The following is a 14,373-nucleotide window of genomic DNA, read 5'->3' as shown; positions in this document are numbered from 1 at the left end:
ACTTCCGCTACGCGTTCATCGAACGTGAAATCCCCAATTTTATCGATTGGAGCCGAAAAAATAGTATCTGGATTGCTCTTAGGGTTCATAACTAAGTCTCTGCATACAAGCCGCCTGAAAATGTCAGGCACCAAAAAAGGCGCGTATTTTATGGGAATTTCGCGCCTCTGTCATGTGTTGCGTTAGAACATCTGTAACTGCGAGTTGCCATCGTCAGCAGGGAAAGGTGCTAACTCAGGGAGCGTGATACGCTTTTGTATGTCTTTATATAGGTTTGCGGCCAACTCTGGCGCAATTATATTGTCTGCGGTATGGATCATGACATATGGCTGTTTACCTTCGGCAATCCATTGTGGCAACTTGTTGAGCCATGGTTTAAAAAACTCGTAATTTTGCTGTTCTTCTGGATGACCAATAAAGCGAATCAAAGGGTGTGAAGCGGTAGCAATGGCGTGAACAGGTACTCGTGGTTTTTTCATTTGTGCATCAATAATCGCCTCATTGTCGGGCTTAGCGGCAAAGACTGGGCGGCTATCCATAATAATGCGGTCAATATTATTCTCTACTAACCATTGGTTAAGTGCTCGCTCTTCTTCGCCTTTGGAGAAAAATGCCATATGGCGAACCTCAACACCGAGAGGGAAGTTAGGTGGAAAGTTCGCACAGAACTTTTTCAGCCGATCAAGGTGCTCAGGACCAAATGCGGCTGGTAATTGAATTGTCCATTGGCCCACACGGTCATGCAAAGGCTCCATGACTTTCATGAAGTCTCTCAGTTGTTCGCTGCAACCTCTTAGCATTTGCTCATGAGTAATGGCTTTAGGAAGTTTGAAAGTAAAGCGAAAATCATCGTGGGTTGCGGCTCTCCAGTTTTGCACTGTATTGAGCGTCGGTGTGGCATAAAATGTCGTGTTGCCTTCCACGGTATGAAACACTTGCGCATACCTTTCTAAACGTTCAGCGGGCTTTGTCCCGCTGCCGTAAAAACTTTGTTGCCATTGGTTGTGTGACCACATTGTCAATCCAAGTCGAAGAGGTAAGTTATCCATTATTCTTTACTGCTTGCTACTCGTGTGAATACTTTACGAGAGTTTTGCTGAAATAGGTAATTTCACGCTATAATCCTCCCCAATTTTTTCGCTTTGGTGCGCTTTTGAACATTTGTTGTACTAAAAAGCACCAGTGAATGATAAAACACACGTAATTGTATGTTGAGTAGTCGATTTTCGTGGACATTCAGCGTATAACTGAATCTTTACTCTGCTTAGCAATGAGGCTGACAGAGCGTAGTTAACAACATTTGAGAGATTGGGAATTTCATTATGCGTACCCATTACTGTGGTCACCTGAACAAGTCCCTTGCAGGACAAACTGTAGAACTTTGCGGCTGGGTTAACCGTCGTCGTGATTTAGGCGGTCTTATTTTTATTGATATGCGAGATCGCGAAGGTATCGTTCAGGTAGTTGTTGATCCAGATATGGCGGATGCGTATGAAGTGGCGAACACACTTCGTAATGAATTCTGTATCAAACTAACGGGTGAAGTGCGCGTTCGCCCAGAGAGCCAAGTAAACAAAGACATGGCAACAGGTGAAGTTGAGATCCTTGCGAAAGGTCTTGAAATCATCAACCGTTCTGATGTTCTGCCTCTAGACTTCAACCAAAAGAACTCTGAAGAGCAACGTCTGAAGTACCGTTACCTAGATCTACGTCGTCCAGAAATGAGCGACCGTATCAAGCTACGTGCTAAAGCGTCTAGCTTTGTTCGTCGTTTCCTAGATGACAACGGCTTCCTAGACATCGAAACACCAGTACTAACAAAAGCGACACCAGAAGGCGCTCGTGACTACCTAGTACCTAGCCGTGTTCACAAAGGCAGCTTCTACGCGCTTCCTCAGTCTCCACAGCTATTCAAACAGCTTCTAATGATGTCTGGTTTTGACCGTTACTACCAAATCGTTAAGTGTTTCCGTGATGAAGACTTGCGTGCTGACCGTCAACCAGAATTCACTCAGATCGATATCGAAACGTCATTCATGACGGCTGACCAAGTTCGTGCAACGACTGAGAAAATGGTTCGTGAAATGTGGCAAGAGCTACTAAATGTTGACCTAGGTGAATTCCCAGTAATGCCGTTCAGCGAAGCGATTCGTCGTTTCGGTTCGGACAAGCCAGACCTACGTAACCCACTGGAACTAGTAGACGTTGCTGACCTAGTGAAAGATGTTGAGTTCAAAGTATTCTCAGGTCCAGCAAACGACGAAAAAGGCCGCGTTGCCGTTATTCGCGTTCCAGGTGGTGCATCTTTGACTCGTAAGCAAATTGATGGCTACGGTGAATTCGTTGGCATCTACGGTGCGAAAGGTCTAGCTTGGATGAAGGTTAATGACCGTGCAGCGGGCATGGAAGGTATCCAATCTCCAGTCGCTAAGTTCCTAAATGAAGACGTGATCAACGGCATTCTAGATCGTACTCAAGCGGAATCTGGTGACATTATTCTATTTGGCGCTGATAAAGCGGGTATCGTTGCAGAAGCAATGGGTGCGCTACGTTTGAAACTAGGTAAAGACCTAGAGCTAACGGATGAGTCTGCATGGGCTCCACTATGGGTTGTTGACTTCCCAATGTTCGAAGAAGATGACGAAGGCAACCTACACGCGATGCACCACCCATTCACATCGCCTCTAGGTGTGACTGCAGAAGAGCTAAAAGCAAACCCTGCTGCGGCAAATTCTAACGCTTACGATATGGTTCTAAATGGCTACGAAGTGGGCGGCGGCTCTGTTCGTATCCACAACGCAGATATGCAAGAAGCCGTATTTGATATTCTAGGCATCACACCTGAAGAGCAACAGCTTAAGTTCGGCTTCCTGCTTGATGCGCTGAAATTCGGTACGCCTCCACATGCTGGTCTTGCATTTGGTCTAGACCGTCTAGTAATGCTGCTATGTGGCACAGAGAACATCCGTGATGTTATCGCGTTCCCTAAAACAACAGCAGCGGCGTGTCTACTAACAGACGCACCAAGTATTGCGAACCCAGCAGCGCTAGAAGAGCTAGCAATCGCAGTAACTGCAGCGAAAGAAAAAGACGCAGAATAAGCGCACAACATTTGAAGAAAACTCCCGCAACTGCGGGAGTTTTTGTTTAAATAAACCCAAGAAACTTCCAAAGCAATTTCCCAAGCAACGCTTTTAGAACATGTTTTGTTATTAAGCGTCAAAATACATTAAAAGGTGAATTATGGCTGGTCATAGTAAATGGGCGAATATTCGTCACCGTAAAGCAGCGCAAGATGCGAAGCGCGGCAAAATCTTTACTAAATTAATACGTGAAATCGTTGTTGCGGCAAAAGAGGGGGGCGGTGAGCCAGAAAATAACCCACGTTTGCGAGCAGCAATTGATAAAGCACTGTCTAACAACATGACACGTGACACTGTCAACCGCGCTGTCAGCCGAGGTGCTGGTGGTGAAGGCGACGACAACATGGAAACCGTGATCTATGAAGGTTATGGTCCAGGTGGTACGGCGGTCATGGTCGAATGTATGACGGATAACCGAAATCGTACGGTATCTGGCGTACGCCATGCATTCTCAAAGTCAGGCGGTAATCTGGGGACGGATGGTAGCGTCAACTATCTTTTCGACAAGAAAGGCGTGATTTCATATGGCCCAGGTTTAGATGAGGATGCGGTAATGGAAGTAGCATTAGAAAGTGGTGCTGATGACATTGAAACGGCAGAAGATGGCTCGATTGATGTCTACACGGCCCCAGGCGATTTTGGACTCGTAAAAGATGCCCTTGATGCCGCAGGGTTTGAGGCAGAGAACGCTGAGGTGTCGCTGATCCCATCTACGAAAGCAGATTTGGATGCGGATACTGCGCCAAAACTACTTCGTTTGATTGACGCTTTGGAAGATCTGGACGACGTTCAAGAGGTTTATCACAATGGTGATATCTCTGACGACGTTGTGGCTACGCTAGATTAAACTCAAGGTGTCGGGAGCGGTATTTGCTCCGAAGTTAGCAAGTAATAATAAAAAGACTGAGGCCGAATTAGGCCTCATTTTTAGGAACATTCATGTCAATTATTTTGGGCATTGACCCAGGTTCGCGCATTACCGGCTATGGGGTCATTCGTCAAAATGGACGCCACTTGCAATACCTTGGTAGTGGCTGCATTCGTACTTCAGAAAAAGAACTTCCGGGTCGGCTTAAACAGATTTATGCAGGCGTCACGGAAATCATTACCCAGTTTCAACCGGACGTTTTCGCGATCGAGCAAGTGTTTATGGCCAAAAACGCGGATTCAGCGCTAAAACTTGGCCAAGCTCGTGGCAGTGCAATTGTTGCTGCGGTGAATGCGGAGTTGCCGGTATTTGAATATGCGGCTCGTCTTATTAAGCAAGCTGTCGTCGGCACTGGTGGCGCGGACAAAGCGCAAGTTCAGCATATGGTTCAGCAGATGCTTAAATTGCCCGCCAAGCCTCAAGCGGATGCAGCCGATGCTTTAGGTGTGGCGATTTGTCATGCCAATACTAACAAGACTCTCGTTGCGTTAGCGGGCAAAGCAACCAGTGCCAGAAAAGGGCGCTACCGTTAAAATTAACTGGATGTCTATCCAGTTCTTTATTATCCTGTCGCAAATTCATTTCCAAAGAGTATTTATAGTGATTGGACGTCTTCGTGGCATACTGATTGAAAAGCAACCACCTGAAGTATTAATTGAAGTTAATGGCATTGGCTATGAAGTCCAGATGCCAATGAGCTGTTTTTACGAACTGCCAAATGTTGGCGAAGAAGCCATTATTTATACTCACTTTGTTGTCCGTGAAGATGCGCAATTGCTATACGGTTTCAACACGGTAAAAGAACGAGCACTTTTCCGTGAAGTGATCAAAGCCAATGGCGTTGGTCCTAAACTCGGTCTTGGTATTCTCTCTGGTATGACAGCAACGCAATTTGTTACTTGTGTGGAACATGAAGACGTTTCTACGCTGGTTAAGCTTCCAGGCGTTGGCAAGAAAACCGCAGAGCGATTGGTTGTTGAAATGAAAGACCGCTTGAAAGGGTGGGGCGCTGGCGATCTATTTACACCATTTACGGATGCTGCTCCTGCGGATTCTGGTGCGACATCCAACAACGCGGAAGAAGAGGCAATCAGTGCGCTTCTAGCTCTAGGTTACAAGCCGACTCAAGCGTCGAAAGTGGTATCTCAGATCGCTAAACCGGACATGAGCAGTGAGCAAATGATCCGTGAAGCTCTAAAATCAATGGTGTAACGCTGGTTGCACAGTGAATATTTGTTCAAGATAACTCATTCTCTAAGGTTAATGCCAATCGCTTAACGATGTTTTTTGTGTCATTCCAGCGAGCCTGGCGAGACTGGGAATCTAATAGCAGCACGCTGAGCGGTTAATGAAACAATTTGACCATAAATCGCTCGGATAGAAGATCCTGTATCACGCTCCTTCGTCGCTGTACAGGATGACGAGATATAGAAATATGCCACTTGCTGTTAAACGAGCGGCATTATTCTCTCAGGTAACCATTTTTCAAGGTAAAAAGATGATTGAAGCCGATCGTTTAATCGCGCCAGAAAACCCTGCCTTTCGTGATGAAGATGTCATTGATCGTGCTATTCGGCCAAAAAAATTAGCGGATTACCAAGGTCAGGACCATGTCCGTGACCAAATGGAGATCTTCATTAAAGCTGCTCAGTTACGTAGCGAAGCACTTGATCACCTTTTGATTTTTGGTCCCCCAGGTTTGGGTAAAACCACACTTGCGAATATCGTTGCCAATGAAATGGAAGTGAACATTCGCACTACTTCAGGCCCTGTACTTGAGAAAGCAGGCGATTTGGCCGCGCTGTTAACCAACCTTGAAGAAAACGATGTGTTGTTCATCGATGAGATTCACCGCTTGAGTCCGATGGTTGAAGAGGTGCTATATCCGGCGATGGAAGATTATCAACTGGATATTATGATCGGTGAAGGTCCGGCCGCTCGTTCTATTAAGATCGATTTACCACCGTTTACGTTAATTGGTGCGACGACCCGAGCGGGCTCTTTGACGTCACCATTGCGCGATCGCTTTGGTATTACTCAGCGCCTTGAGTTTTATAAGATAAAAGACCTCCAAGATATTGTGCAGCGAAGCGCGGATTGTTTAGGTTTATCAATGGAACCTGAAGGTGCATTGGAAGTGGCAAGACGTGCGCGTGGCACACCACGTATTGCTAACCGTTTGCTACGCCGTGTTCGTGATTATGCGGAAGTAAAAGGCAATGGTCACATTTGTGCCGATGTTGCCGATAAGGCGTTGAATATGCTTGATGTGGACGCCGAAGGCTTCGATTACATGGACCGTAAGCTACTACTCGCGATTATGGAAAAATTTGGTGGTGGTCCTGTCGGGCTCGACAACATGGCAGCGGCGATAGGTGAAGAAAAGGACACTATTGAAGACGTTCTTGAACCTTATCTTATTCAGCAAGGTTATTTACAACGCACTCCGCGTGGAAGAATCGCGACAGATCGTGCGTATTTGCATTTCGGAATTGAAAAATAAGATTCCCTCGCTGGGCCTTTGTTGCCCAGCGCTTCATTAAAGTTGACCAAACTCACATTTTTTGAATTTTTTCTCATACTGGTTTAGTAAGTAAAAAGCATTGATTGTTAACTCGATGTTTGCTTGCAACTGGTTAATTTCTCTCCTGATTACTCTCTCTTAACATCCGTATCCAATACTGGTTGATCTAGATCAATGTGATGGATTTTTGTGCAAATTCCGCGCATAAACATTGATGTATATCAAAGCGCGTTACGGCTATAAACCTTTTGAAACAATCTGTTTTTACAAGTAATATTAGCCCCAGCTATATTAGCTGATGCTTAACAATTAACTAACCAATGAAGCACATTTTTGCAACAATGAGTTGTGATAATTCAACATTTTTCAAGTGTAAATAACACCTGAATATGGATTGCAATATGTAGAGAGTGTCATTCAGCCGACACATAGGAGTTACCATGATTGACGTAGTTGATCTATCGCGGTTGCAGTTTGCACTGACAGCGATGTATCACTTCCTATTCGTACCATTGACCCTTGGTATGGCCTTCCTTCTGGCCATTATGGAATCGATGTACGTAATGACGAACAAGCAAATCTATAAGGACATGACCAAGTTCTGGGGTAAGCTATTCGGTATTAACTTTGCACTTGGTGTGGCGACAGGCCTTACCATGGAGTTCCAGTTTGGTACGAACTGGTCTTACTACTCCCACTATGTAGGTGATATCTTCGGTGCACCGCTAGCGATCGAAGCACTTGTCGCATTCTTCCTGGAGTCAACTTTTGTTGGTCTATTCTTCTTCGGGTGGGATCGTCTATCTAAACGCCAACACTTAGCGGTTACCTGGCTTGTGGCACTAGGCTCTAACTTCTCTGCTCTTTGGATTCTTATCGCAAACGGCTGGATGCAAAACCCAGTAGGCGCAGATTTCAACTTCGAAACCATGCGAATGGAAATGGTGAGCTTCTCTGAGGTTGTACTAAACCCAGTTGCTCAGGTTAAGTTCGTGCATACGGTTGCTTCTGGTTACACTTGTGGCGCAATGTTTATTCTAGGCATCAGTTCATACTACCTATTAAAAGGTCGTGACATTGCGTTTGCTCGTCGTTCGTTTGCTATTGCTGCTTCTTTCGGTATTGCAGCTATCTTATCTACCATCGTTCTTGGTGACGAATCTGGCTACGAGCTTGGTGAAGTTCAAAAAGTGAAACTCGCTGCAATTGAAGCAGAGTGGCACACTGAACCTGCACCTGCCGCATTTACGTTATTTGGTGTTCCTAACCAGGAAACGATGCATACCGATTACGCAATTAAGATCCCTTACGTAATGGGTATTATCGCGACACGTTCTTTTGATGAGCAAGTAACAGGTCTTCGTGATTTACGTGATGAACACGTCGATCGTATTCGTGACGGCATGTACGCTTATGAACTTCTAGAGAAGCTTCGTGCGGGCGACAAGTCAGAAGAAAACATGACTGCGTTTGATGAAGTGAAAGGTGACCTAGGTTACGGTCTACTTCTAAAACGCTACACAGACAATGTTGTTGATGCAACAGAAGAGCAAATCCAAGCTGCTGCGGACGACTCAATCCCAACAGTATGGCCGCTATTCTGGTCATTCCGTATCATGGTTGCTTGTGGCTTCATCATGTTGTTTGTCTTTGGTGCGGCGTTTATCCAAACGTGTCGTCAGAAGATTGAACAGAAACAATGGATTCTAAAAGCTGCACTATTTAGCATTCCACTACCTTGGATTGCAATTGAAGCGGGTTGGTTCGTCGCTGAGTACGGCCGTCAGCCTTGGGCTGTAGGTGAAATTCTACCAGTGCATGTTGCAGCTTCTGCGCTAACTGCAGGTGAAATCTGGACTTCACTCTTCGCAATTCTGGCGCTATACACGGTATTCCTGATTGCAGAAGTTTACCTAATGTTGAAATTCGCTCGTAAAGGCCCAAGTAGCCTGAAAACGGGTCGCTACCACTTCGAGCAAAATGCTGACTCTGTTGAAGACAAAGTTAGTCGCCAAGTAGAAGCGTAAGGTAAGGAGATAACAAGATGTTTGATTACGAAATCTTGCGACTCATCTGGTGGGTACTAATCGGTGTTCTACTAGTTGGTTTTGCAGTAACAGACGGCTTCGATATGGGTGTAGGCGCGCTTGTACCTATCATCGGTAAAAACGACACGCAACGCCGTGTCATGATTAACTCAATTGCTCCTCACTGGGATGGTAACCAAGTTTGGCTTATCACTGCTGGTGGTGCACTGTTCGCAGCTTGGCCTTTGGTTTACGCAACGTCATTTTCAGGCTTCTACTTAGCGATGATTTTGACACTAGCAGCGCTATGGCTTCGTCCTCTGGGCCTAGACTACCGCTCTAAAATCGAAGATCCAAAATGGCGCAATACCTGGGATATCTGTATCTCAATCAGTGGTTTTGTTCCGCCAATCATCTTTGGTGTAGCGTTTGGCAACCTTCTACAAGGTGTACCATTCCAATTGAGTGAGTTCTTGATGCCAACATACCATGGCTCATTCTTTGGTCTACTAAACCCATTTGCACTGTTGTGTGGTCTAGTAAGCTTGTTCATGATTTTGATGCAAGGTTCTACTTGGCTACAAATGAAAACAACAGGCGAAGTGCATGTGCGTGCGCGCAACGTTGCTCAGTTGGCTGGTTTACTGACGGTTGCTGCGTTTGTAGCGGCTGGTTTCTGGATCCAAAATATCGATGGCTACGTCATTGTTGGCGGTATCGACACTAACGCTGCTTCTAACCCTCTAAACAAAGAGGTTATCCGTGAAGCTGGTGCGTGGATGAAGAACTTTGAAAACTACCCACTACTATGGGCTGCTCCTGTACTAGGTGTTGCAATGCCGCTTCTCGCTGTATTGGCATCTCGTCTTGAAAAATGTGCGATTTCGTTCATTACTTCAAGCTTGGGTGTTGCTGGTGTTATCTTTACTGCAGGTTTTGCGATGTTCCCATTCATCATGCCTTCAGACTTAATGCCAAGCCACAGCTTAACAATGTGGGATGCAACGTCATCTGAGCTGACTCTGAACCTAATGACAGGCGTTGCGTTTGTTATGGTGCCAATCATCCTTGGTTACACATCTTGGACTTACTACAAGATGTTTGGTCGCCTTGATGACCAGTACATTGAAGACAACAAAAACTCACTTTACTAAGGAGCATTTACTATGTGGTATTTCGCATGGATTCTAGGTGTACTACTTGCTTGTGCATTCGGTATCATCAACGCTCTTTGGCTAGAGCACTCAGAAATGATGGATAAAGACAGTGAGTAACCTCGCTGATAAGGTAGCGAAACTTCACGCACCAATGGATAAGACTCTGCTACGAGTCTTATCTCTCATCCTTGGCTTTATGCACGTAGGATTGGTGATGTGGGACCCTGAAGCTTACCATCAAGCAATTGGTGGTTTTAACTCAATCATCGCACCAGCACTGATTTGGTCTGTATGTTCAAGCATGGTGTATGGGGTGGGCTTCAAGCCAAGAAACTGGTACTGGCAAGTTTTGTTTAGTCCTTATTTCTCGTTAGCTATCTTAATTTATCTAACGGCACTTTATTTCATTTAGGCTGAAATATGCTGTAATAAAGTCGGTTACTAAATCACCGAATAAAAGCTAGGTATCTCGCCTAGCTTTTATTTTTTCTACAAATTTCAAAAATATTTCCTTAGCTCGGTACCAATTGCTGTCGCTTCAGTTATAGTAATTACTTTAAAGAATTGAATATATTGGTACTCCCTTGCAAGGCACATCAAATCTCTTTCACTGGCCGATCACTGTGTACTATGAAGACACTGATGCGGGCGGTGTTGTATATCATTCTAATTATCTAAAATTCTTTGAGCGCGCACGGACAGAGATGTTACGTGCTAAAGGCATTTCTCAACATGTGTTACTGGAACAAAATATCGGCTTTGTTGTCCGACACATGGATATCGATTTCAACCAAGGCGCTAGGCTGGACGAGCATCTGACAGTCGTAACCCGAGTGTCAGAAATAAAACGTGCTTCTCTGCAATTCTGTCAAGAGTTGGTCAATGATCAAGGCAAGATATTGTGCAAGGCCTCGGTTAAGGTAGCATGTATCGATAATAAGAAAATGAAACCAATAGCTATTCCAACCTTTATAAATTCGGAGCTAACAAATAGTGACTGCTGATATTTCCATTTTAGATCTCTTTCTTCAGGCCAGTCTGTTGGTAAAGCTTGTGATGCTGACGTTGCTTGGCATGTCAATTGTGTCATGGGCAATGATCATCAAGCGCAGCAAAGTGCTTTCTCAAGCATCAAAAAATGCAGAGCAGTTTGAAGACAAATTTTGGTCGGGTACTGATCTTTCTCAGCTTTACCAAAAAGTAAAAGCGCGTAAAGACGAAATTGAAGGCACAGAAGAAATCTTCTACGCAGGTTTTACAGAGTTTGCTCGCCTACGTAAGAGCAACGCAAATTCACCAGCTTACATCATGGAAGGCACTGGCCGCGCAATGCGCGTTGCTGTTTCTCGTGAAGTAGATGAGCTAGAAACAAGCTTACCGTTTTTGGCAACAGTCGGTTCTATAAGCCCTTATATCGGCCTATTTGGTACCGTTTGGGGCATCATGCACGCCTTTATTGCGCTGGGTGAAGTAAAGCAAGCTACGTTGTCTATGGTTGCACCGGGTATCGCCGAGGCACTTATCGCGACAGCGATGGGGCTATTTGCGGCTATTCCGGCAGTAATGGCGTACAACCGCCTAAGCAATAAAGTGAGTAAACTAGAGCACACTTACGCAACATTTTCTGAAGAATTCCACAGCATCCTTCATCGTCAAGCGATGGCTGGCCGAGACAGCGCGGATAAGGAATAAAGCATGGCGGGTTATCAACCTAAAAAGCGAAAAATGACAGCGGAGATCAACGTTGTTCCGTATATCGACGTAATGCTCGTACTGTTGATCATTTTTATGGCGACCGCTCCATTTGTGACTCAAGGCGTCGACGTTGATCTTCCGAAAACATCGACCGCAGAATCTATGCAAGACCTTGCTGGCGAGACTGACAGTAGCTTTATTATCATCGAAATTGATAGCGAGGGTAATTTAGGCCTAAGCGTAAATGATGAAGAAGTTCAGCGAGGTTTGTCGTTGCAAGATGTTATTGTGCGAGTGAAAGCGGAGCGAGAGGTTAAGCCGGATTCACCAGTTGCGGTAGGTGGCGACGCGGCAACACCATATGCCGATGTTGTTCTATTGCTAGATGAACTAAGTCGAGCTGGTATCCCTAAGGTAGGTCTAATGACCGATATCAGGGAATAGACATCAATTATCTATGAAAGATCACAAGAAGAAACCCAACCAATACGCCAAACCGATAGCAATATCGGTTGGTTTGCATGCAATTCTAGTTGCAGCCCTGCTTTGGGGGACGGACTTCAACATGTCTAAACCAGAGCCTACAGGGCAAATGGTTCAAGCTGTTGTCATCGATCCAAAACTTGTGCAGCAACAAGCGAAAGAAATTCGCCAGCAACGCGAAAAGGCAGCGAAAAAAGAACAAGAGCGTCTTGATAAACTGAGACGCGAAGCAGAGCAGCTAGAAAAAAACCGCAAAGCTGAAGAAGAGCAAATTCGCAAGTTGAAAGAGCAGCAAGCGAAAGATGCTCAAGCGGCGCGAGAAGCAGAAGCTGCACGTAAGAAAAAAGAGCAAGAGCGCAAGCAGGAAGAAGAACGTGTTCGCAAAGAAAAAGAGCGAGCTGCTAAGCTAGAAAAAGAGCGCAAGGAAAAAGAAGAAGCCGTGCGTAAAGCTGAGCAGGAGCGTTTAGCAAAAGAAGCGGCTATAGCAAAAGCTGAGCAAGAACGTTTGGCTCGTGAAAAAGCAGCAAAAGAAGCGGAAGAAAAAGCACGTCGTGAGCGTGAAGCTGCTGAAAAAGCTGAACAAGAGCGCATTGCAAAAGAGAAAGCGGCAAAAGAGGCAGCGGAGCGAGAGCGTAAAGCGAGAGAAGCAGCTGAGCGTGCCGAGCGTGAGCGTAAAGCTCAAGAAGCCGCGTTAGATGATATTTTTGCGGGTCTCGAGGATGAGGTCAGTAAAAACAGTGCTGCGCGCAATCAATTTATTGACGACGAACTTTCTCGTATGTCATCCATCTATACTCAAAATATTCAGCAAAAGCTGATTAAGGATGACTACTTGCTGGGAAAGGAGTGTAGGGTAAACATCAAATTGATTCCGACAGGAACTGATATGATGGTCTCTGGTGTTACCGTTTTGAGTGGCGATACTCGAGTATGTGCTGCGGCGAAGCGAGCAATAGCTCAGGTAGGGACGTTCCCTAAATCTTCAGAATCAGCGGTCAATGAAAGACTAAAAGACATCAACATAACTGTTGCTTTGGACTAAAAGGAATAAGACGTGATTAGACGCCTTTTACTAGGAATGTTTGTACTGTTTAGCAGTATGACAAATGTGGCGAATGCCGCATTAGAGTTGGTCATTACCGATGGTATTGATTCAGCACGACCAATTGCTGTTGTTCCGTTTAAGTGGGAGGGCACACAAGCGCTTCCAACGGATGTTTCTGCTGTTATCGCCTCGGATTTACAACGTAGTGGTAAATTCAGCCCAGTTCCAACGAGCAAAATGCCACAAACACCGTTCAGTGAATCAGAAGTTAATTTTGATGCTTGGACCAATTTAGGTGTGGATGCGCTATTGACTGGTTCAATCAAGCAAAACGACCAAGGTGACTACGTTATCAACTATCAACTTGTTGATATTGTGCGTGGTCAGTTAACAGGTGGGAAGAGTAAGGCGCTTGGTAGTGACGGTGAATTAGTCCTGTCAAAAGATCATGTGCTGTTCAATAAAGTAGCCACTGTTCAAGGGCCTCGTATGCGTGAGTACGCTCACCGTATCTCTGATTTGGTGTATGAGCAGTTAACTGGCGACCGTGGCGCTTTCATGACTCGTATCGCATATGTGGTAGTGAACGATAAAGACCGTTTCCCTTACCAACTTCGAGTCGCTGATTACGATGGCTACAATGAGCGTCTGGTTTTACGCTCTAAGCAACCATTAATGTCACCAGCGTGGTCACCCGATGGTAAAAAGCTTGCATATGTTAGCTTCCAAAATGGCCAAGCAGAAATCTTCATCATGAACATCTACACCGGTGAACGTGAGAAAATTACTTCATACCCACGTCACAATGGTGCGCCAAGATTTTCGCCAGATGGCAATAAGTTAGCGATTGTTCTTTCTAAAACAGGCTCGCTTCATGTTTATACGTTTGACCTTAACACTCGTAAGCTGACGCAAATTACGCGTGGCAGATCAAATAATACGGAACCGTTCTGGCATCCGGATGGAAAATCGTTGATTTTCACATCGGATAGGGGTGGTAAACCACAGATTTATCAAGTAAATTTGGGCAGCGGTTCTATTGACCGTTTGACTTGGCAAGGCAGCCAAAATTTGGGTGGTCAGATTACTCCTGATGGGCGATTCCTAGTTATGGTGAACCGCAGCAACGCAGGATTTAATTTGGCGAAACAAGATTTGGAAACTGGTGCTCTTCAAGTCTTAACTAAGACCTTGCTTGATGAGTCTCCTAGTATTGCCCCAAACGGTGGCATGGTTGTGTATAGCTCGATTTACAACAAGAAAAACGTACTATCGATGGTGTCAATTGATGGTCGATTCAAAGCTAGATTACCGGCAACAAATGGGCGTGTTCGAGCGCCTGCATGGTCACCGTTTTTGTAGTAATAAGTT

15 protein-coding genes are annotated in these 14,373 nt (G+C 45.2%); 14 read left to right on the top strand and 1 reads right to left on the bottom strand.

The genetic code is table 11. The features are described from left to right. Nucleotides 1-182 precede the first annotated feature (182 nt). Nucleotides 183-1,016 (bottom strand): DUF72 domain-containing protein, encoded by an 834-nt coding sequence (locus R8O70_RS09410; protein ID WP_226082847.1) that lies wholly within the window; start codon nucleotides 1,014-1,016, stop codon nucleotides 183-185. Between the two features lie 306 nt (nucleotides 1,017-1,322). Between R8O70_RS09410 and aspS the strand changes: the two genes are divergently transcribed. The 14 genes from aspS to tolB all read left to right on the top strand — a co-directional run bounded on the left by aspS (nucleotide 1,323) and on the right by tolB (nucleotide 14,364). Continuing rightward, nucleotides 1,323-3,101 (top strand): aspartate--tRNA ligase, encoded by a 1,779-nt coding sequence (gene aspS, locus R8O70_RS09405; protein ID WP_064353747.1) that lies wholly within the window; start codon nucleotides 1,323-1,325, stop codon nucleotides 3,099-3,101. Nucleotides 3,102-3,243: 142 nt separating this feature from the next. Then, complete coding sequence (locus R8O70_RS09400) at nucleotides 3,244-3,990, top strand: YebC/PmpR family DNA-binding transcriptional regulator (RefSeq protein ID WP_318184150.1); 747 nt, start codon at nucleotides 3,244-3,246, stop codon at nucleotides 3,988-3,990. A gap of 92 nt (nucleotides 3,991-4,082) precedes the next feature. After that, the gene (gene ruvC / locus R8O70_RS09395) at nucleotides 4,083-4,604 is read left to right on the top strand and encodes a crossover junction endodeoxyribonuclease RuvC (protein WP_005387909.1); all 522 of its coding nucleotides are present in this window, start codon (nucleotides 4,083-4,085) and stop codon (nucleotides 4,602-4,604) included. 67 nt (nucleotides 4,605-4,671) lie between these two features. Beyond that, nucleotides 4,672-5,283: a Holliday junction branch migration protein RuvA gene (ruvA, locus tag R8O70_RS09390; RefSeq protein ID WP_005378313.1), complete on the top strand. Its 612-nt coding sequence runs from the start codon at nucleotides 4,672-4,674 to the stop codon at nucleotides 5,281-5,283. Between the two features lie 286 nt (nucleotides 5,284-5,569). After that, complete coding sequence (gene ruvB, locus R8O70_RS09385; RefSeq protein WP_005378312.1) at nucleotides 5,570-6,574, top strand: Holliday junction branch migration DNA helicase RuvB; 1,005 nt, start codon at nucleotides 5,570-5,572, stop codon at nucleotides 6,572-6,574. A gap of 461 nt (nucleotides 6,575-7,035) precedes the next feature. Next, nucleotides 7,036-8,622, top strand: coding sequence for a cytochrome ubiquinol oxidase subunit I (gene cydA / locus R8O70_RS09380; protein WP_005378311.1), 1,587 nt, complete (start codon nucleotides 7,036-7,038; stop codon nucleotides 8,620-8,622). Between the two features lie 17 nt (nucleotides 8,623-8,639). After that, a complete protein-coding gene (gene cydB / locus R8O70_RS09375) occupies nucleotides 8,640-9,776 on the top strand; it encodes a cytochrome d ubiquinol oxidase subunit II (protein WP_006742909.1) in 1,137 nt (378 codons plus the stop codon). Between the two features lie 12 nt (nucleotides 9,777-9,788). Beyond that, complete coding sequence (gene cydX / locus R8O70_RS09370; protein ID WP_000270284.1) at nucleotides 9,789-9,896, top strand: cytochrome bd-I oxidase subunit CydX; 108 nt, start codon at nucleotides 9,789-9,791, stop codon at nucleotides 9,894-9,896. Further along, nucleotides 9,889-10,191 carry a cyd operon protein YbgE gene (ybgE, locus tag R8O70_RS09365; RefSeq protein ID WP_005378304.1) on the top strand — a complete coding sequence of 101 codons (303 nt, stop codon included), beginning with the start codon at nucleotides 9,889-9,891 and terminating at the stop codon, nucleotides 10,189-10,191. The genes cydX and ybgE overlap by 8 nt, the downstream gene beginning before the upstream one ends. A gap of 172 nt (nucleotides 10,192-10,363) precedes the next feature. After that, a complete protein-coding gene (gene ybgC / locus R8O70_RS09360) occupies nucleotides 10,364-10,783 on the top strand; it encodes a tol-pal system-associated acyl-CoA thioesterase (RefSeq protein WP_017820044.1) in 420 nt (139 codons plus the stop codon). After that, complete coding sequence (gene tolQ, locus R8O70_RS09355; protein WP_005378301.1) at nucleotides 10,773-11,471, top strand: protein TolQ; 699 nt, start codon at nucleotides 10,773-10,775, stop codon at nucleotides 11,469-11,471. The genes ybgC and tolQ overlap by 11 nt, the downstream gene beginning before the upstream one ends. Nucleotides 11,472-11,474: 3 nt before the next feature. Next, nucleotides 11,475-11,918: an ExbD/TolR family protein gene (locus tag R8O70_RS09350; RefSeq protein WP_005378298.1), complete on the top strand. Its 444-nt coding sequence runs from the start codon at nucleotides 11,475-11,477 to the stop codon at nucleotides 11,916-11,918. Nucleotides 11,919-11,931: 13 nt separating this feature from the next. Further along, a complete protein-coding gene (gene tolA, locus R8O70_RS09345; protein ID WP_042522108.1) occupies nucleotides 11,932-12,999 on the top strand; it encodes a cell envelope integrity protein TolA in 1,068 nt (355 codons plus the stop codon). Between the two features lie 12 nt (nucleotides 13,000-13,011). Then, nucleotides 13,012-14,364 carry a Tol-Pal system beta propeller repeat protein TolB gene (gene tolB / locus R8O70_RS09340; RefSeq protein ID WP_005387925.1) on the top strand — a complete coding sequence of 451 codons (1,353 nt, stop codon included), beginning with the start codon at nucleotides 13,012-13,014 and terminating at the stop codon, nucleotides 14,362-14,364. The last annotated feature ends 9 nt before the right edge of the window (nucleotides 14,365-14,373 follow it).

The sequence above is a fragment of the Vibrio sp. 779(2023) genome, from assembly GCF_033344285.1.
Classification (GTDB): domain Bacteria; phylum Pseudomonadota; class Gammaproteobacteria; order Enterobacterales; family Vibrionaceae; genus Vibrio; species Vibrio alginolyticus.
The sequence above is the reverse complement of the archived record's forward strand: the minus strand, read 5'-3'. Positions and strand labels throughout refer to the sequence as shown.